Annotated in this window: 17 protein-coding genes; 1 reads left to right on the forward strand and 16 read right to left on the reverse strand. The window is 72.1% G+C overall.

The window, feature by feature from the left end:
• Positions 1-33 precede the first annotated feature (33 nt).
• The 6 genes from carB to pyrR form a co-directional block, all read right to left on the reverse strand.
• A complete protein-coding gene (gene carB / locus ABZ479_RS36585; protein ID WP_500465582.1) occupies positions 34-3,345 on the reverse strand; it encodes a carbamoyl-phosphate synthase large subunit in 3,312 nt (1,103 codons plus the stop codon).
• Positions 3,338-4,477, reverse strand: coding sequence for a glutamine-hydrolyzing carbamoyl-phosphate synthase small subunit (gene carA / locus ABZ479_RS36590; protein WP_500465583.1), 1,140 nt, complete (start codon positions 4,475-4,477; stop codon positions 3,338-3,340). The genes carB and carA overlap by 8 nt, the downstream gene beginning before the upstream one ends.
• Positions 4,474-5,046: a PH-like domain-containing protein gene (locus ABZ479_RS36595; RefSeq protein WP_500465584.1), complete on the reverse strand. Its 573-nt coding sequence runs from the start codon at positions 5,044-5,046 to the stop codon at positions 4,474-4,476. The genes carA and ABZ479_RS36595 overlap by 4 nt, the downstream gene beginning before the upstream one ends.
• Entirely contained in the window at positions 5,043-6,341 is a 1,299-nt protein-coding gene (locus ABZ479_RS36600; protein WP_500465585.1) for a dihydroorotase, read from the reverse strand. The genes ABZ479_RS36595 and ABZ479_RS36600 overlap by 4 nt, the downstream gene beginning before the upstream one ends.
• Positions 6,338-7,321 carry an aspartate carbamoyltransferase catalytic subunit gene (locus ABZ479_RS36605; protein ID WP_499603345.1) on the reverse strand — a complete coding sequence of 328 codons (984 nt, stop codon included), beginning with the start codon at positions 7,319-7,321 and terminating at the stop codon, positions 6,338-6,340. Before ABZ479_RS36605 ends, ABZ479_RS36600 begins: the two co-directional genes overlap by 4 nt.
• A 124-nt stretch (positions 7,322-7,445) precedes the next feature.
• Complete coding sequence (gene pyrR / locus ABZ479_RS36610; RefSeq protein WP_499603346.1) at positions 7,446-8,018, reverse strand: bifunctional pyr operon transcriptional regulator/uracil phosphoribosyltransferase PyrR; 573 nt, start codon at positions 8,016-8,018, stop codon at positions 7,446-7,448.
• Between the two features lie 298 nt (positions 8,019-8,316).
• Here pyrR and bldD point away from each other — a divergent pair, with 298 nt between their 5' ends.
• Positions 8,317-8,817, forward strand: coding sequence for a transcriptional regulator BldD (gene bldD, locus ABZ479_RS36615; protein ID WP_018564185.1), 501 nt, complete (start codon positions 8,317-8,319; stop codon positions 8,815-8,817).
• A gap of 191 nt (positions 8,818-9,008) precedes the next feature.
• Here the strand turns inward: bldD and nusB are convergent, their stop codons facing one another.
• The 10 genes from nusB to ruvX all read right to left on the reverse strand — a co-directional run bounded on the left by nusB (position 9,009) and on the right by ruvX (position 18,431).
• Positions 9,009-9,437 (reverse strand): transcription antitermination factor NusB, encoded by a 429-nt coding sequence (nusB, locus tag ABZ479_RS36620; RefSeq protein ID WP_499603347.1) that lies wholly within the window; start codon positions 9,435-9,437, stop codon positions 9,009-9,011.
• A gap of 2 nt (positions 9,438-9,439) precedes the next feature.
• Positions 9,440-10,006 carry an elongation factor P gene (gene efp / locus ABZ479_RS36625; protein WP_499603348.1) on the reverse strand — a complete coding sequence of 189 codons (567 nt, stop codon included), beginning with the start codon at positions 10,004-10,006 and terminating at the stop codon, positions 9,440-9,442.
• Between the two features lie 56 nt (positions 10,007-10,062).
• Positions 10,063-11,172: a M24 family metallopeptidase gene (locus ABZ479_RS36630; protein ID WP_499603349.1), complete on the reverse strand. Its 1,110-nt coding sequence runs from the start codon at positions 11,170-11,172 to the stop codon at positions 10,063-10,065.
• A 57-nt stretch (positions 11,173-11,229) separates the two neighbouring features.
• The gene (locus ABZ479_RS36635) at positions 11,230-11,979 is read right to left on the reverse strand and encodes an AAA family ATPase (protein ID WP_500465586.1); all 750 of its coding nucleotides are present in this window, start codon (positions 11,977-11,979) and stop codon (positions 11,230-11,232) included.
• Positions 11,980-12,111: 132 nt separating this feature from the next.
• A complete protein-coding gene (aroB, locus tag ABZ479_RS36640; RefSeq protein WP_500465587.1) occupies positions 12,112-13,215 on the reverse strand; it encodes a 3-dehydroquinate synthase in 1,104 nt (367 codons plus the stop codon).
• Positions 13,212-13,727: a shikimate kinase gene (locus ABZ479_RS36645; protein ID WP_499603352.1), complete on the reverse strand. Its 516-nt coding sequence runs from the start codon at positions 13,725-13,727 to the stop codon at positions 13,212-13,214. Before ABZ479_RS36645 ends, aroB begins: the two co-directional genes overlap by 4 nt.
• Entirely contained in the window at positions 13,724-14,908 is a 1,185-nt protein-coding gene (gene aroC / locus ABZ479_RS36650) for a chorismate synthase (protein WP_500465588.1), read from the reverse strand. The genes ABZ479_RS36645 and aroC overlap by 4 nt, the downstream gene beginning before the upstream one ends.
• A 141-nt stretch (positions 14,909-15,049) precedes the next feature.
• Positions 15,050-15,883, reverse strand: a complete 834-nt coding sequence (locus tag ABZ479_RS36655; protein ID WP_500465589.1) for a shikimate dehydrogenase — start codon at positions 15,881-15,883, stop codon at positions 15,050-15,052.
• A 178-nt stretch (positions 15,884-16,061) separates the two neighbouring features.
• The gene (mltG, locus tag ABZ479_RS36660) at positions 16,062-17,831 is read right to left on the reverse strand and encodes an endolytic transglycosylase MltG (protein WP_500465590.1); all 1,770 of its coding nucleotides are present in this window, start codon (positions 17,829-17,831) and stop codon (positions 16,062-16,064) included.
• Between the two features lie 135 nt (positions 17,832-17,966).
• Complete coding sequence (gene ruvX / locus ABZ479_RS36665) at positions 17,967-18,431, reverse strand: Holliday junction resolvase RuvX (protein ID WP_500465591.1); 465 nt, start codon at positions 18,429-18,431, stop codon at positions 17,967-17,969.
• Between the last annotated feature and the right edge of the window lie 4 nt (positions 18,432-18,435).

Raw genomic sequence — 18,435 nt, forward strand, 5'->3', positions numbered from 1 at the left:
GGGGGACACCGGTCCGGTGTCCCCCTCCTCGGCCTACGCCTCGCGGGCGGCGGTCAGGTGTTCCGCGTGTTCCTGCAGGGAGCGGACCCCGACGTCGCCGCGGTTCAGCGCGTCGACGCCCTGGACGGCGGCGGCGAGCGCCTGCACCGTCGTCAGGCACGGCACGCCGCGCGCGACGGCCGCGGTGCGGATGTCGTAGCCGTCGAGGCGGCCGCCGGTGCCGAAGGGGGTGTTGACGATAAGGTCGATGGCGCCCTCGTGGATGAGCTCGATGATGGTCGGCTCGCCGTTGGGGCCGGTGCCCTCGCTCTTCTTGCGCACCACGGTGGCCTCGATGCCGTTGCGCTTGAGCACCTCGGCGGTGCCGGAGGTGGCCAGCAGCTCGAAGCCGTGCTCGACCAGCGCGCGGGCCGGGAAGATCAGCGCGCGCTTGTCGCGGTTGGCGACGGAGACGAAGGCGCGTCCCTTGGTCGGCAGCGCGCCGTAGGCGGCGGCCTGCGACTTGGCGTACGCCGTGCCGAAGACCGAGTCGATGCCCATGACCTCGCCGGTGGAGCGCATCTCCGGGCCGAGGACGGTGTCGACGCCCCGGCCGTGCACGTCGCGGAAGCGGCTCCAGGGCAGCACGGCCTCCTTGACGGAGATCGGCGCGTCCAGCGGCAGGGTGCCGCCGTCGCCGTGCGCCGGGAGCAGTCCCTCGGCGCGCAGCTCGGCGATGGTGGCGCCGAGCGAGATGCGCGCGGCCGCCTTGGCCAGCGGGACCGCCGTCGCCTTGGAGGTGAAGGGGACGGTGCGGGAGGCCCGCGGGTTGGCCTCCAGCACGTAGAGGATGTCCCCGGCCAGGGCGAACTGGATGTTGATCAGGCCCTGGACGCCGACGCCCTTGGCGATCGCCTCGGTGGAGGCGCGCAGCCGCTTGACGTCGTGGCCGCCGAGGGTGATCGGGGGCAGCGCGCACGCGGAGTCGCCGGAGTGGATGCCGGCCTCCTCGATGTGCTCCATGACGCCGCCCAGGTAGAGCTCGTGGCCGTCGTAGAGCGCGTCGACGTCGATCTCGATGGCGTCGTCGAGGAAGCGGTCGACCAGCACCGGGCGGTCCGGGCCGATCTCGGTGGACTCGGCGATGTAGGAGGCGAGGCGGGTCTCGTCGTAGACGATCTCCATGCCGCGGCCGCCGAGCACGTACGAGGGGCGCACCAGGACCGGGTAGCCGATCTCGTCGGCGATGGCCTTGGCCTCCTCGAAGGTGGTGGCCGTGCCGTGCTTGGGGGCGGGCAGGCCCGCCCGGTCCAGGACGCGGCCGAAGGCGCCGCGGTCCTCGGCGAGGTGGATCGCCTCGGGCGAGGTGCCGACGACCGGCACGCCGTTGTCCTTCAGCGCCTGCGCGAGGCCGAGCGGGGTCTGGCCGCCGAGCTGGACGACGACGCCCGCCACGGGGCCGGCCTGCTGCTCGGCGTGCACGATCTCCAGGACGTCCTCCAGGGTGAGCGGCTCGAAGTAGAGCCGGTCGGAGGTGTCGTAGTCGGTGGAGACGGTCTCGGGGTTGCAGTTGACCATGACGGTCTCGTAGCCGGCGGCGCTCAGCGCGAAGGAGGCGTGCACGCACGAGTAGTCGAACTCGATGCCCTGGCCGATGCGGTTCGGGCCCGAGCCCAGGATGATCACCGCGGGCTTCTCGCGCGGGGCGACCTCGCTCTCCTCGTCGTAGGACGAGTAGAAGTACGGGGTGCGGGCGGCGAACTCGGCGGCGCAGGTGTCGACCGTCTTGTAGACCGGCCGTACACCCAGCGCGTGCCGGACCTCGCGGACGACGTCCTCGCGCAGGCCGCGGATCGCGGCGAGCTGGGCGTCGGAGAAGCCGTAGCGCTTGGCCTCGGCGAGCAGCTCGGGGTCGAGCTTGTCGGCGGCCGCCAGCTCGTCGGCGATCTCCTTGATCAGGAAGAGCTGGTCGACGAACCAGGGGTCGATCTTCGTGGCGTCGAAGACCTCCTGCGGGGTGGCGCCCGCCCGGATCGCCTGCATGACCGTGTTGATCCGGCCGTCGGTGGGGCGTACGGCGGCGAGCAGCAGCTCGCCCTTGTGGCCGGGGTCGCCGGTGAAGGCGAACTGGCTGCCCTTCTTCTCCAGGGAGCGCAGCGCCTTCTGCAGCGCCTCGGGGAAGTTGCGGCCGATCGCCATGGCCTCACCGACCGACTTCATGGTGGTGGTGAGGGTGGCGTCGGCGGCCGGGAACTTCTCGAAGGCGAAGCGCGGCACCTTCACGACGACGTAGTCGAGCGTCGGCTCGAAGGAGGCCGGGGTCTGCTCGGTGATGTCGTTGGGGATCTCGTCGAGGGTGTAGCCGACGGCGAGCTTGGCGGCGATCTTGGCGATCGGGAAGCCCGTCGCCTTGGAGGCGAGCGCCGAGGAGCGGGAGACGCGCGGGTTCATCTCGATGACGATGACCCGGCCGTCCTCGGGATCGACCGCGAACTGGATGTTGCAGCCGCCGGTGTCGACACCGACCTCGCGGATGACGGCGATGCCGATGTCGCGCAGGATCTGGTACTCGCGGTCGGTCAGCGTCATGGCGGGTGCGACGGTGATGGAGTCGCCGGTGTGCACGCCCATGGGGTCGAAGTTCTCGATGGAGCAGACGACCACGACGTTGTCGTGCTTGTCGCGCATCAGCTCCAGCTCGTACTCCTTCCAGCCGAGGATGGACTCCTCCAGGAGCACCTCGGTGGTCGGGGAGAGCGTGAGTCCCTGGCCGGCGATGCGGCGCAGTTCCTCCTCGTCGTGGGCGAAGCCGGAGCCGGCGCCGCCCATGGTGAACGACGGGCGGACGACGACCGGGTAGCCGCCGAGGGTGCCGACTCCGGCGATCACCTCGTCCATGGTGTGGCAGATGACCGAGCGGGCGGACTCGCCGTGGCCGATCTTGGCGTTGACGGCCGCGACGACGTCCTTGAACAGGTCGCGGTCCTCGCCCTTGTTGATGGCCTCGACGTTGGCGCCGATCAGCTCGACGCCGTACTTGTCGAGGACGCCCGCGGTGTGGAGCGAGATCGCGGTGTTGAGCGCGGTCTGGCCGCCGAGGGTGGGCAGGAGCGCGTCGGGGCGCTCCTTGGCGATGATCTTCTCGACGAACTCCGGGGTGATCGGCTCCACATAGGTGGCGTCGGCGATCTCCGGATCGGTCATGATCGTGGCCGGGTTGGAGTTGACCAGGATCACCCGCAGGCCCTCGGCGCGCAGGACGCGGCAGGCCTGGGTGCCGGAGTAGTCGAACTCGGCGGCCTGGCCGATGACGATCGGGCCGGAGCCGATGACCAGGACGGACTGGATATCGGTGCGCTTAGGCACGCTGGCCCTCCATGAGCTTCACGAAGCGGTCGAACAGGTACGCGGCGTCGTGCGGACCTGCGGCGGCCTCGGGGTGGTACTGGACGCTGAAGGCGGGGGTGTCGAGCAGCCGCAGGCCCTCGACCACGTTGTCGTTGAGGCAGACGTGGGAGACCTCGACCCGCCCGTACGGGGTGTCGGTGACCTGGTCGAGCGGCGCGTCCACGGCGAAGCCGTGGTTGTGGGCGGTGACCTCGACCTTGCCGGTGGAACGGTCCTGCACCGGCTGGTTGATGCCGCGGTGGCCGTACTTCAGCTTGTACGTGCCGAAGCCGACGGCGCGGCCGAGCAGCTGGTTGCCGAAGCAGATCCCGAACAGCGGGGTCTTCCGCTCCAGGACGCCCTGGATGACGGTCAGGTCCGCGGTGGCCGGGTCGCCGGGCCCGTTGGAGAGGAAGACGCCGTCGGGGCCGACCGCGTAGACCTCGTCGAGGGTGGCGCCGGCGGGCAGCACGTGCACCTCGATGCCGCGCTCGGCCATGCGCTGCGGGGTCATCCCCTTGATGCCGAGGTCGATCGCGGCGACGGTGAACTTCTTCTCGCCGATCGCCGGGACGACGTACGGCTCGTCGGTGGCGACCTCGGCGGACAGGTCGGCGCCCTTCATCTGGGGGCTGTCCTGCACCGCGGCCAGGAGCGCGGCCTCGTCGGCCAGCGCCTTGTCACCGGAGAAGATGCCGACCCGCATGGCGCCGCGCTCGCGCAGGTGACGGGTGAGCGCCCGGGTGTCGATGCCGCTGATGCCGACGACGCCCTGGCGGGTCAGCTCCTCGTCCAGGGTGCGGCGCGAGCGCCAGTTGGACGGCACGCGCGCGGGGTCGCGGACGACGTAGCCGGCCACCCAGATGCGGGAGGACTCGGGGTCCTCGTCGTTGACGCCGGTGTTGCCGACGTGGGGGGCGGTCATGACGACCACCTGGCGGTGGTACGAGGGGTCGGTCAGGGTCTCCTGGTAGCCGGTCATGCCGGTGGAGAAGACGGCCTCGCCGAAGGTCTCCCCCACGGCCCCGTAGGCGCGGCCGCGGAAGGTGCGGCCGTCCTCCAGGACGAGTACGGCAGGGACCCTCGCGGGCCGCTGGGTGGAGGTCGTCATCGTGCGCCTTCCTGGTCGTGCGTAAGGGTGTTCAGGGCCTCGACCCACGCGCCGTGCTCGGCTGCGTGGTCCGAGCGGAAGCCGGAGTCGATCAGCCGGTCGCCGTGCGCCCAGGTGACCACCAGCAGGCCGCCCTCGGTCAGGACCTTGCCGGCGATCCCCTTGTCGAGGCGGGCGCCGCGCAGGGCGGCGGCCGGGACGAAGAAGCTCGGCGCGCCCGTGCGCCGGACGTCCAGCCCCCGGTCGGTGAGGGTGAGCTCGGCCCGGCTGCGCACGCCCAGCCCGTGGGCGACGATCCGGTCCAGCCATTGACCGGCGGTGGTGCTGCCGTGGTAGCGGCCGCTCATCGTCAGCAGGGCGGGCCGGGGCTCGCCGGGCTCCTCGGGTGCGGTGGGGAGGCCGGGCAGGTCGCTCTGGAGGGTGCCGCGCCACTTCCAGCCCTGGCGCATCAGCCAGTAGACGAGGGCGATGAGGAGCAGCAGCCCGACGACCCAGCCGATGCGGGCCGACCAGTCGGTGACCTCGGCGGAGTGCTTCCCCTCCGCCGCGATGAGTACCAGAGGTGTCACGAGAGCTTCCCGTCCATGACCGTCGCCTTGCCCCGCAGGAACGTGGCGAACACCTGGCCCGGCAGCTCCAGACCCTCGTAGGGGGTGTTGCGGCTGCGGGAGGCGAAGCCCGCGGGATTCACCTCACCACGGTATGCCGGATCGACCAGCGTGAGGTTCGCGGGCTCACCAGCCGAGACGGGCCGTCCGTGGCCGGCGAGGCGGCCGATCGCCGCCGGGCGGAACGACATCCGGTCGGCGACGCCGGCCCAGTCGAGCAGCCCGGTGTCCACCATCGCGTGCTGGACGACCGACAGCGCCGTCTCCAGGCCGATCATGCCCATGGCCGCCGCGCCCCACTCGCAGTCCTTGTCCTCGTGCGGGTGCGGGGCGTGGTCGGTGGCGACGCAGTCGATGGTGCCGTCGGCGAGCGCCTCGCGCAGCGCCATGACGTCGGCCTCGGTGCGCAGCGGCGGGTTCACCTTGTAGACCGGGTTGTAGGTGCGCACCAGCTCGTCGGTGAGGAGCAGGTGGTGCGGGGTGACCTCGGCGGTGACGTCCCAGCCCTTGGACTTGGCCCAGCGGACGATCTCCACGGAGCCGGCCGTGGACAGGTGGCAGATGTGCACGCGGGAGCCGACGTGCGCCGCGAGCAGCACGTCGCGGGCGATGATCGACTCCTCGGCGACGGCCGGCCAGCCGGTCAGGCCCAGCTCGCCGGAGACGACGCCCTCGTTCATCTGCGCGCCCTCGGTGAGCCGGGGCTCCTGGGCGTGCTGGGCGACGACCCCGTCGAAGGCCTTCACGTACTCCAGGGCGCGGCGCATGATCACGGCGTCGTCGACGCACTTGCCGTCGTCGGAGAAGACCCGCACACCGGCGGCGGAGTCGGCCATCGCGCCCAGCTCGGCGAGCTTCTTGCCCTCCAGGCCCACCGTGACGGCGCCGACCGGCTGGACGTCGCAGTAGCCGTGCTCGCGGCCGAGCCGCCAGACCTGCTCGACGACGCCTGCGGTGTCGGCGACGGGGAAGGTGTTGGCCATCGCGTGGACGGCGGTGTAGCCGCCGGCGGCGGCGGAGCGGGTGCCGGTGAGGACGGTCTCGGAGTCCTCACGGCCGGGCTCGCGCAGGTGGGTGTGGAGGTCGACCAGGCCCGGCAGGAGGACCTTGCCCGCGGCCTCGACCACGGTGGCGCCCTCGGGAGCGGTCAGGCCCGTGCCGGTCCCGGCGATGGTCTCGCCGTCGATCAGGACGTCCTGCGGCTCGCCGCCGAGGATCCTCGCGCCGCGGATCAGCGTCTTCGGGGTCGCGCTCATGCTTGGTTGTTCTCCTCGGTGCGGGCGGGGGCGGGGGCGGAGACGGCGGGCTCGGCGCCGCCGAGCAGCAGGTACAGGACGGCCATGCGGATGCTGACGCCGTTCTTCACCTGCTCGACGGCGGTGCAGCGCGGCGAGTCGGCGACCTCGGCGGTGATCTCCATGCCGCGGTTCATCGGGCCGGGGTGCATCACGACGGCGTGCTCGGGCAGCGCGGCCATGCGCAGGCCGTCGAGGCCGTAGCGGCGGGAGTACTCGCGCTCGGTGGGGAAGAAGGCGGCGTTCATGCGCTCGCGCTGGACACGCAGCATCATCACGGCGTCGGACTTGGCGAGCACCGCGTCCAGGTCGTAGGAGACCTCGCAGGGCCAGTCCTCGACGCCGATCGGCAGCAGGGTGGGCGGCGCCACCAGGGTGACGTCGGCGCCGAGCGTGGTGAGCAGCAGCACGTTGGAGCGGGCTACCCGGCTGTGCAGCACGTCGCCGACGATCGTGATGCGGCGGCCGGCCAGGTCGCGGCCGGGGGCGGAGAGGTGGCGGCGCATGGTGAAGGCGTCCAGCAGCGCCTGCGTGGGGTGCTCGTGGGTGCCGTCGCCGGCGTTGACGACGCTGCCGCCGATCCAGTCGGAGTACGCCAGCCGGTGCGGGGCGCCGGACATGTGGTGGCGGATGACGACGGCGTCGGCGCCCATGGCCTCCAGGGTGAGGGCGGTGTCCTTCAGGGACTCGCCCTTGGACACCGAGGAGCCCTTGGCGGAGAAGTTGATGACGTCGGCCGACAGCCGCTTGGCGGCGGCCTCGAAGGAGATGCGGGTGCGGGTCGAGTCCTCGAAGAAGAGGTTGACGACCGTACGGCCGCGCAGGGTGGGCAGCTTCTTGATGGGCCGGTCGGCGACGCGGGCCATCTCCTCGGCGGTGTCGAGCACGAGGAGGGCGTCGTCGCGGGTGAGGTCGGCGGCCGAGATCAGGTGGCGCTTCATCGGTTTCACTCCGGAGGATGCGTGCGGGGGCGGACTGGGCGGCGGCACGCCACGTCTCCCGGGCAGGCCGGGGGCGGGGACGGGCGGGCAGGGCGCTGCCCCGGGAGACGGGGCGGCGCGGGCGCTACTCGTCCGCCGGGGAGCCGTCGCGTACGCCGAGCAGGACGCAGTCGCGCCCGTCCTCCTCGGTCAGGTGGACCTTGACGGTCTCGCGCAGCGAGGTGGGGATGTTCTTGCCGACGTAGTCGGCCCTGATGGGCAGCTCGCGGTGGCCGCGGTCGACGAGGACGGCCAGCTGCACGGCGCGGGGGCGGCCGATGTCGCCGAGCGCGTCGAGGGCGGCGCGGATGGTGCGGCCGGAGAAGAGCACGTCGTCGACGAGGACGACCAGTCGGCCGTCCACCCCGTCGGCCGGGATGTCGGTGCGGGCGAGGGCGCGCGCCGGACGCAGCCGCAGGTCGTCGCGGTACATGGTGATGTCGAGCGAACCGACCGGGAGCTTGCCGCCGGTGATCTCGTCCAGCTTGTCGCCGAGCCTGCGGGCCAGGTGGACCCCGCGGGTCGGGATGCCGAGCAGCACCACGTCGTCGGCGCCCTTGGCGCGTTCGACGATCTCGTGGGCGATGCGGGTGAGGACCCGCGCGATGTCCGGGGCCTCGAGGACGGACCGGGCCGGATCGGAACCGATGGTGGTCATGGAGAAAGGACCTCCTTCCCCGCCTCACGGGACGGGCCTTAAAGGACGCCAAAACGTACGGCTCCACCGTATCAGGCACCCTGGCGCGCTCCGTGGCGGGGCCTGGCGGCCGCCTGGCGCGGCTCTCGGGGCGGGACGGCCGCCCGTACCACGATCGACCGCGGATCCCGGCTGAAAGGCCGGTGACCGGCCATTCCTCGCTCTTCCGGGGGACCGGTGTGGACCATTCGGCTTGACGGATTCCAATTACGCTGCGTAACCTCACAGTGAGTTACTGAGTTTCCGTCCGGGGAGCCATATGTCCAGCGATTACGCCAAGCAGCTCGGAGCAAAGCTCCGCGCCATCCGCACGCAGCAGGGACTCTCCCTCCACGGCGTCGAGGAGAAGTCCCAGGGCCGCTGGAAGGCCGTGGTGGTCGGTTCCTACGAGCGCGGCGACCGCGCCGTGACCGTGCAGCGCCTCGCCGAGCTCGCCGACTTCTACGGCGTTCCGGTCCAGGAACTGCTGCCCGGTTCCGCGCCCGGCGGCGCCGCCGAGCCGCCGCCGAAGCTCGTCCTCGACCTCGAGCGGCTGAGCCAGGTGCCCTCCGACAAGGCCGGTCCGCTGCAGCGCTACGCCGCCACCATCCAGAGCCAGCGTGGCGACTACAACGGCAAGGTGCTGTCGATCCGCCAGGACGACCTGCGCACCCTCGCCGTCATCTACGACCAGTCGCCCTCGGTCCTGACCGAGCAGCTGATCAGCTGGGGCGTCCTCGACGCGGACGCACGGCGCGCGGTGCAGCACGAGGAGGGCTGACGCCCTCGGGAAGCAGAAACGTCCCGCCCCTTGGGCACGGCCGCCAGGCCGCGTCCGAGGGGCGGTTGTGTTTCCGGCCCCGGAACGGGCTGCCCCGGCCCCGGAACGGGCTGCGCCACCCCTGCCGGGGCCGGGGAAACGCCACGGGCCCGGAACGCGGTGCGTTCCGGGCCCGGTGAGCGTGATGCGGCCTACTCCTCCCGGAGGGAGGGCTTCAGCTCCTTGAGGCGGGCCAGCAGACCGTTGACGAACGAGGGCGACTCGTCCGTGGAGAACTCCTTGGCCAGCTGCACGGCCTCGTCCAGGACGACGGCGTCGGGGACGTCGTCCTCCCAGATCAGCTCGTAGGCGCCGAGCCGCAGGATGTTCCGGTCGGTCACCGGCATGCGGTCGAGGGTCCAGCCCACGGCGTGCTTCGACAGCAGTTCGTCGATGCGCCGCGCCCGTTCGGCGTAGCCCTCGACGAGCTGCATCGTGTATTCGCTGACCGGCGGCTGCCGGTCGTCGGTCCGGGCGAGCCTGATCCAGTCCGCCATGGCGGTCTTGGGGCTGACACCCCGCTGCTCCGCCTCGAAGAGGATCTGGAAGGCACGCTTGCGGGCCTTGTTACGAGCGGCCACGGTTAGCTGGTCACCCGGCCGAGGTACTCACCCGAGCGGGTGTCGACCTTGATCTTCTCACCGGTGGTGATGAAGAGCGGGACGCCGATCTCGTAGCCGGTCTCCAGCTTGGCGGGCTTGGTGCCACCGGTGGAGCGGTCGCCCTGGACGCCGGGCTCGGTGTACTCGATGACCAGCTCGACGGCGGCCGGGAGCTCGATGTAGAGCGGCGCGCCCTCGTACATGGCGACGACGGCCTCGAAGCCCTCCAGGAGGAAGTGGGCGGCGTCGCCGACGACCTCGGGGGTGATGTAGATCTGGTCGAACGTGTCCATGTCCATGAACACGAAGCTCTCGCCGTCCTTGTAGGAGAACTGCATCCCGCGCTTGTCGACGTTGGCCGTCTCGACCTTCACGCCGGCGTTGAAGGTCTTGTCGACGACCTTTCCGGAGAGCACGTTCTTGAGCTTCGTACGCACGAAGGCGGGGCCCTTGCCGGGCTTGACGTGCTGGAACTCGACGACGGACCAGAGCTGGCCGCCGTCGAGCTTGAGCACGAGGCCGTTCTTGAGGTCGTTCGTGGTGGCCACGGTTGCGGAATCTCCTGCACTGCTGCTTCGGGGACCCGGAGCCGCGGACCGCCCTCTTACAGGGCGAGCAGCTCCTTGGTCGTGATGGTGAGTAGCTCGGGCCCGCCGTCCGTCGGTGGACGCACGACGAGTGTGTCGTCGATGCGGACACCGCCGCGGCCCGGGATGTGGACTCCCGGTTCGACGGTGACCGGCACGCAAGCGTCCAGTTTACCCATGGCCGAGGGGGACAACCGAGGGTCCTCGCCGATCTCCAGTCCGACCCCGTGTCCGGTGGTCTCCCCCAGCGCCTCGCCGTGGCCGCCGGACTCCAGCACGTGGCGCGCCGCGTGGTCCACGTCGCGGCAGGCCGCGCCGGGTGCGAGGGCCTCCCGGCCGGCCCGCTGGGCGGTGAAGACCAGGTCGTACAGCTCGATCTGCCAGTCCGCCGGCGTGGTGCCGATGACGAAGGTACGCCCCACCTCGCAGCGGTAGCCGCGGTAGCAGGCGCCCAGGCAGACGGTGAGGAAGTCGCCCTCCTCGACGCGCCGGTCGGTGGGCAGGTGCCGCGCGGCACCCGAATGGGGGCCGGTGCCCACGCAGGTGGGGAAGGCCGGGCCGTCGGCCCCGTGGTCGATGAGACGGCGCTCCAGCTCCAGGGCGAGGTGCCGTTCGGTGCGGCCCACCAGGATCGACTCCAGGAGTTCGCTGAGCGCCTGGTCGGCGATCTCGGCGGCGATCCGCAGCGCGGAGATCTCCTGCTCGTCCTTGACCAGCCGGAGCTGTTCCACGGCCGAGCCGAGGTCGGACAGCCGCACCCCGGGGGCCGCGCCGCCCACGGCGCGGTGCCGCGCCACGGTGAGGTGGTGCTCCTCCAGCGCCAGGGCCTCCGCCTTGCGGTCCGCGGCCAGCGCGGCGGCGGTGACCGCCGGATCGCCCTCGGGGCCGGACAGGACGACACCCCGCACGTCGTCCGGGAGCCGGCCCTCGGCCAGGTCTCCGGAGGGATGGCGGTGGTGGACCAGTACGTCCTCGGGACCCGGCCCCACCAGCAGCACCGTCCCCGGCGGGGCGCAGCCCGTCAGGTAGCGGACGTTGGCGGGACGGGAGACGAGCGCCGCCGCCGATCCGGCCGCCGCGCACCGGTCCCGGAGGCGTTCCCTGCGGGCAGCGTGCACCTCGGACATGTGGCGAGCGTACGTCGCGTGCCGCCGCTCGGCCTGTCGAGAGCTGCCGGGTGGCGGCTACCAGGCGGGCGCGCCCTGGAGGCTGCGGGTGACGACGCTGTCGAGCGCGGCGGCCGCGGCGGCCACGTCGAGGTGGGAGTTGTCGATGATGGGCAGCCCGGAGCCGTACCAGCCGGCCATGCGGCCGTGGATGCGGGCGACCTCCTCGTCCGTGAGCCGCCGGTTCCCGCTGCGCTGGGCGTTGCGGGCCAGCACGATGTCGAGGCCGGGGAGGAGGACGACGGGCAGCAGGCCGGGGCCCACGTGGCGCTTCCAGCCGCCGAGGCCGACGACCGGGCGGTCGGGGAAGACCGCGTCGTCGATGATGCAGGAGATGCCGTTCGCCAGGAAGTTGCGGGCCGCGAAACCGCAGGTGCGGCGGGCGAGACGGTACTGCGCCTCGGAGTTGTCGTTCCAGCCGGACTGCGGGTCGGCGAAGCCCGAGCGGACCCATTCGCGGACGTCGTCCAGGCTGACGTGGGCGGTCGGCACACCCCGGTGGTCGGCCCAGTGCCGGGCGATGGTCGTCTTGCCGGCGCCCGCCGCGCCGATCAGCAGGACCGCGACGGGGCCGTGCGTGGTGCGCGGGAGCGGGGCGCCGCCGCTGCCGGCGGACTGCGGGGGCGGCTGGACGGGGTGCTGTACGGGGGCTCCCTGGGCCATCGGGAAGTGCCCGGTGGTGCCCGGGGGCTGCGGCGGCGGCCCTGGCTGCCCGGCCTGCTGCCCACCGTGCGGCGGTGGCAGCGGCGCACCCACGGCATGCTGCATCGAGGCCACTCCGTCCGTACAAGAGCTTTCAGGTTCGACCGAACGGTACCGTCAACGGCCGCAGTTGTGTGAACGGCCGGGCAGCCCCAGGGGTGCCCGGCCGTTCGGAATCGGTGAACGCGTACGGGTCGGCTACTTGGAGATCTCCGCGTACGCGGCGAGCAGCACCCCGGGGTCGGGGGCCTCCAGCACGGTCGGCTTGGCGAGGCCGTCCAGGACGATGAAGCGCAGCCGGTCGGCGCGGGACTTCTTGTCCACCTTCATCGTCTCCAGCAGCCGGGGCCACTGGTCGCCGCGGTAGGTCAGCGGGAGTCCGACGGACTCCAGGACGGAGCGGTGGCGGTCGGCGGTGGCGTCGTCCAGCCGGCCCGCGAGGCGGCCGAGTTCGGCGGCGAAGACCATGCCGATGGAGACGGCCGCGCCGTGCCGCCAGTTGTAGCGCTCGTTCTTCTCGATGGCGTGGCCGAGGGTGTGGCCGTAGTTGAGGATCTCGCGCAGGCCCGACTCCTTGAGGTCGGCGGAGACCACCTCGGCCTTGACGCGGACGGCGCGCTCGATGAGCTCGGCGGTGTGCGGCCCGCCGGGGCTGCGGGCGGCGGCCGGGTCCTGCTCGATCAGGTCGAGGATCACGGGGTCGGCGATGAAGCCGGCCTTGATGATCTCGGCGAGACCGCTGACGTAGTCGTTGACCGCCAGCGACTCCAGCGCCGCGAGGTCGCAGAGCACCCCGGCGGGCGGGTGGAAGGCGCCGACGAGGTTCTTGCCCTCGGCGGTGTTGATGCCGGTCTTGCCGCCGACCGCGGCGTCCACCATGCCGAGCACGGTGGTCGGCACGGCGACCCAGCGGACCCCGCGCAGCCAGGTCGCGGCGACGAACCCGGCGAGGTCGGTGGTGGCACCGCCGCCGACACCGACGATGACATCCGTACGGGTGAATCCCGACTGGCCGAGCGCCCGCCAGCAATAGGCCGCGACCTCGGTGGTCTTGGCCTCCTCGGCGTTGGGCACCTGGATGGCGACGGCCTCGTAGCCCTGTTCCGCCAGGTCCTCGCGGAGCGCCTGGCCGGTGGCCTCCAGCGCCTCGGGGTGGATGACGGCGACCCGTGCCGCCTTGTCGCCGATCAGGCCGGGCAGTTCGCCGAGCAGCTGCCGGCCGACCAGCACCTCGTACGGCTCGGTGCCCTCACTGCCCCCGACCCGGATGCGGATGGGGGCGTGTGCGGCGTGCTCCGTCATGCGTTCTTCAGCTCCAGTGCGTCCAGGACGGCGTCCGCGACGTCCTCGGGGGTCCGGCCCTCCGTGCCGACCACGGCGCGGGCGACCTCGGTGTACAGCGGGCGGCGGGCGTCCATCAGCTCGCGCCACTGCCGCCGCGGGTTGACGGCGAGCAGCGGGCGGGCGGTGTCGAGCCCGACGCGCTTGACGGCCTCGGCGACGTCCATGTCGAGGAAGACCACGGGCAGCCCGGCCAGCAGCCCGCGGGTGTCCGCGTCGAGGATCGCGCCACCGCCGAGCGCGAGCACGCCCGGGTGCTCGGCGAGCGCGGAGCGGACGGCCGCCGCCTCCAGCGCGCGGAAGTGCTCCTCGCCGTCCTCGACGAAGATGTCCGCGATCGGCCGGCCCTCGGCCTCGACGATGTCGGCGTCGGTGTCCCGGCAGGTCGTACCGAGCCGCTGGGCGAGCAGCTCGCCGACGGTGGTCTTGCCGACCCCCATGGGGCCCACCAGGACGACGACCGGGCCGCTCATCGGATCACCAGGTTGTCGAGGTAGCCGCGCACGTTGCGGCGGGTCTCGGTGACGCTGTCGCCGCCGAACTTCTCGCCGACCGCGTCGGCCAGCACCAGGGCCACCATCGCCTCGGCGACGATGCCCGCGGCCGGGACGGCACAGACGTCGGAGCGCTGGTGGTGGGCCGCGGTGGCCTCGCCGGTGGTCACGTCCACGGTGGCCAGGGCGCGCGGCACGGTGGCGATGGGCTTCATCGCGGCCCGCACCCGCAGCAGCTCCCCGGTGCTCAGGCCGCCCTCGGTGCCGCCGGAGCGGCCGGTGGAGCGGCGGATGCCGTCCTCGGTGGAGACGATCTCGTCGTGCGCCTTGGAGCCGGGCACGCGGGCGAGCTCGAAGCCGTCGCCGACCTCGACGCCCTTGATGGCCTGGATGCCCATGAGGGCGGCGGCCAGCCGGGCGTCCAGCCGGCGGTCCCAGTGCACGTGGCTGCCGAGGCCGACGGGCACGCCGTAGGCGAGCACCTCGACGACCCCGCCGAGGGTGTCGCCGTCCTTGTGGGCCTGGTCGATCTCGGCGACCATCCGCTTGCTCGCGTCGGCGTCCAGGCAGCGCACGGGGTCGGCGTCGAGCCGCTCGACGTCGGCCGGGGTGGGGTAGACGCCGTACGGGGCCTTGGCCGCGGCGAGCTCCACGACGTGGGAGACGATCTCGATGCCGGCCGTCTCCTTGAGGTAGGAGCGGGCCACGGCGCCGAGCGCGACCCGCGCGGCGGTCTCACGGGCGGACGCCCGCTCCAGGACCGGCCGGGCCTCGTCGAAGCCGTACTTCTGCATGCCGGCGAGGTCGGCGTGGCCGGGGCGCGGCCGGGTCAGCGGGGCGTTGCGGGCGAGCCCGGCGAGGATCTCGGGGTCCACCGGGTCGGCCGCCATGACCTGCTCCCACTTGGGCCACTCGGTGTTCCCGACCATGACCGCGACCGGGGAGCCGAGGGTGAGCCCGTGGCGCACCCCGCCGAGGAAGGTGACCTGGTCCTGCTCGAACTTCATGCGGGCACCGCGGCCGTAGCCGAGCCGCCGCCGCGCGAGGTGGTCCGCCACCATCTCGGTGGTGATCGGCACGCCGGAGGGCAGACCCTCCAGCGTCGCGACGAGTGCGGGGCCGTGCGACTCCCCCGCGGTCAGCCAGCGCAACCTGCTCAACGGTGCTCGCTCCTTCATCATCGCCCGGGCCGCGGCGAGGCGGACCGGACCATCCGTGCGTAAACCGATCCTTTCACGTCCGGCGGCGGAGCCGGGGCGCGGTCCGCTGGGCGGACAGCTCCGTGGACACCTCCGGCCCGTTCAGGAGCGGTGCAGCGCCGCCTCGCCGGCCGCCCGCATGGCCGCCAGCGGGGCCGGTCCGCGGCCGGTCATCAGCTCCACCTGCAGCACCGCCTGGTGCACCAGCAGGTCCAGCCCTCCGACGACTGACCCGCCGCGGCCCGCCCAGGCGGACGCCAGAGCGGTGGGCCAGGGGTCGTACAGCACGTCGAAGAGGGTGCCGGGCCGCTCCGGGACGGCGGCGGCCAGCGCGTCGGCGGTGCCGGCCGGCGTCGTGGAAATCACCAGGGGCGCCGAAAGCGCCTCGGCGGCGTCCTCCCAGGCGGCCGTCCGCACCGCCACGCCGAGCCGCTCGCCCCACTGCCGCATCTCGCCGGCGCGGGTGTCGCTGCGCACGTACGCGGTGACCTCGCCGTCGCAGATCTGCGCCAGCGCGGCCAGCGCGGAGGAGGCGGTCGCCCCGGCACCGAGGACGGCGGCGGAGCCGACGCGTCCGACGCCGCGCTCGCGCAGCGCCGCCACCATCCCGGGGATGTCGGTGTTGTCGCCCACGCGGCGTCCGTCCGCGGTGAGGACCAGCGTGTTGACGGCCTCGACGGCGGAGGCTGTCTCGCTGACCTCGTCCAGCAGCGGGATGACCGCCCGCTTGAGCGGCATGGTCAGCGACAGCCCGGCCCAGCGTCCGCCGCCCGGCAGGCCGGCCAGCCCGTCCAGGAAGCCGGGCAGCGCGGCCTCGTCGACCTCGTAGCGGTCGTACGTCCAGTCGGCCAGGCCCAGACCCGCGTAGGCGGCGCGGTGCAGCACCGGGGAGAGGGAGTGCGCGATCGGCGATCCGAGGACCGCGGCCCTAGGCACGCGCGTCCTCCCGCGGGCTGTTCGTCATGGGCTGGTCCCCTCGGCTCCGTGTCGTCCGGCGGTCTCGTCGGCCGGTGTCGGCCGGCGGTCGAGTCTACGGCCTCAAGATCGGCCGGGGGCCGGACAGCACGGGGCGCCGCACGGGAGGTTCTCCGTGCGGCGCCCCGCTGGTGGCGTCTCAGCCGTTGTGCTTCCTGTCGAACTCCCTGGCGAGCTTGTCGTGCTCGGCGAGCGTCTCCGTGAACTCGGTCTTGTGCCCGTCGAGGGAGATGAAGTAATACCACTTGCCCGGTTCGGGGTCCATGGCCGCGGCCAGCGCCTTCGCGCCGGGGTTACCGATCGGTCCCGGCGGGAGCCCCCGGTAGTAGTACGTGTTGTAGGGGTCGTCGTAGGTGCGGAGCTCCTTGAGCGAGAGGTTGATCTCGCTCTGGTTCTTCAGGTAGTTGTACGTCGAGTCGAACTCGAGCTTGCCGTTGGTCTCGGTGTTGGTCGGCTTGAGGCGGTTGTAGACGACCCGCGACATCTTCCTGAAGTCCTCGGAGGACTTGCCCTCGGCCTGCACCAGGCTGGCCAGGGTGACGACCTGCAGCGGCGACTCCAGCCCCAGCTTCTCGGCCTTCGCCTCGACGTCGTACTTGGCGTACTGCTTCTTGGAGTTGGCGACCATGCTGCGCAGCAGCTCGACGGGCTTGGTGTCCTTGCCGACGCTGTACCGGGTCGGCCAGAGGAAGCCCTCCAGCGGATCCTTGATGTCGTCGCTGTCGTTCGCCCAGTCGGGCAGCCCGAGCTTGCCGGCCTGGTCCTTGGCGACCTTGGCGGTGGTGCCCTTGTCGAGCCCCAGTTTGGCGTCGACGATCGCGTAGATCTGCACGTCGCGCAGACCTTCGGCGATGACCAGGACGTTCTGCGACTTCGGGTCGAGCATCATCGTGACGGCGCTGGACGCGGCCATCTCCTTGTGCAGCACGTAGACGCCCGCCTGGATGGAGTTGCCCTCCGGGTCCTTGCTGACGGCGGCCGTGAAGGCGTCGACGCTCTTGACCACGCCGGCCTTCTTGAGGATGTTGCCGATCTGGATGCCGGTCGCGCCCTGCGGGATCTCGACCTGGACCTCGCCGCTGCCCTTGCCCGCGAAGTCCGGCGGCGGGCCGAAGTTGCTCTGGTAGTAGCGGTAGCCGAACCAGCCGATGCCGGCGACGCCACCGCCGAGGACGACCAGCACGACCAGGCACGCCATGCCCGAGCGGCGCTTCTTGCCGCCCTTCCCGGCCTTCCCGGCGCTGCCGCCCTTGCCCGAGCGTCCGCGCCGCTCGCTGCGGGCCGACTGCGGCTCGTCGTCCTCGTCGTCGTCCGAGCCGGAGAAGAAGGAATGGTCGTCGGCGGCACCCGCCTCGTCGTCCCAGAGCGGGGCGTCCTGCTCGGCCGGACGGGAGCGCTGGGGGCGCTGCTGCGGCTGCTGCAACTGCTGTGGCTGTTGTTGCTGCTGCGGCGGCTGTTGTTGCTGCGGCGGCTGCTGGTACTGGGGCTGCTGCTCCGGGTAGCGCTGGTCGGGCCGCTGCGGGGGCGGGTAACCGCCCTGCCCGTAGTAGTCGGGCTGCTGCTGGCCGCCGTAGCCGTCGTGGCCGTAGCCCGCCGGGGCGCCCCAGGAGTCGTACTGCTGCTGTTGGGGGTCATACGGGTACTGCTGCTGCTGACCGGTGTTGCCGTAGGGGTCCCAGCCGGCCTGCTGCTGGTACTGCGGGTTCTGCTGATGCTGCTGGTGCTGAGGTTGCTGCTGATGCTGGGGTTGCTGCTGATGCTGGGGTTGCTGCTGCTGGTACTGGGAATACTGCTGTTGCTGCTGGTGCTGTTGTTGCTCGGAATGCTGCTGCTGTGCCCACTGGTCGCCGAAGAGAGGGTCTTCGGGGTGCCATGCTTCGGAGCCAGGGCTCCGGCCATAGTCAGTCATCGATCCCCTACGGTTCGGTTCGCGAGGCGGCAGCAGGCCGGCGCTGATGGCGCGGGCGGGACGGTCCCGGTCCGTCGGCACCCACGGATCCAGCAGTGGAGCCGCCGTGCTGCGCGGAACGTTACCGTACCGCGATCAGATAAACGGTTCGACGCTCTCGCCCGGCTCTTTACCAGACACCCGTTCGGTCTCGAGCGCGCTCTGCAGGATGACCACGGCCGCCGCCTGGTCGACGACGGAACGTCCCTTCTTCGCCTTGACGCCCGATGCGCGCAGGCCCTGCGTCGCGGTGACGGTCGTCATCCGCTCGTCCACCAGGCGCACCGGGACGGGGGAGATGATCTTCGCCACATCCTCGGCGAAGCCGCGGGCCTTGGCCGCGGCCTGCCCCTCCCGCCCGTTGAGCGAGCGGGGCAGGCCGACCAGCACCTCGATCGGGTCGTACTCCTCGACGATCTCCGCGATGCGACGGCGCGCGGCCGGGACGTCCCGGCCGGGCACCGTCTCGACGGGTGTGGCGATCAGCCCGTCGGGGTCGCACGAGGCGACCCCGATGCGGGCGTCCCCGACGTCGATCGCGATCCTGCGACCTCTGCGCATCGCC

The sequence above is a fragment of the Streptomyces sp. NPDC005722 genome, from assembly GCF_040630935.1.
Lineage (GTDB): Bacteria > Actinomycetota > Actinomycetes > Streptomycetales > Streptomycetaceae > Actinacidiphila.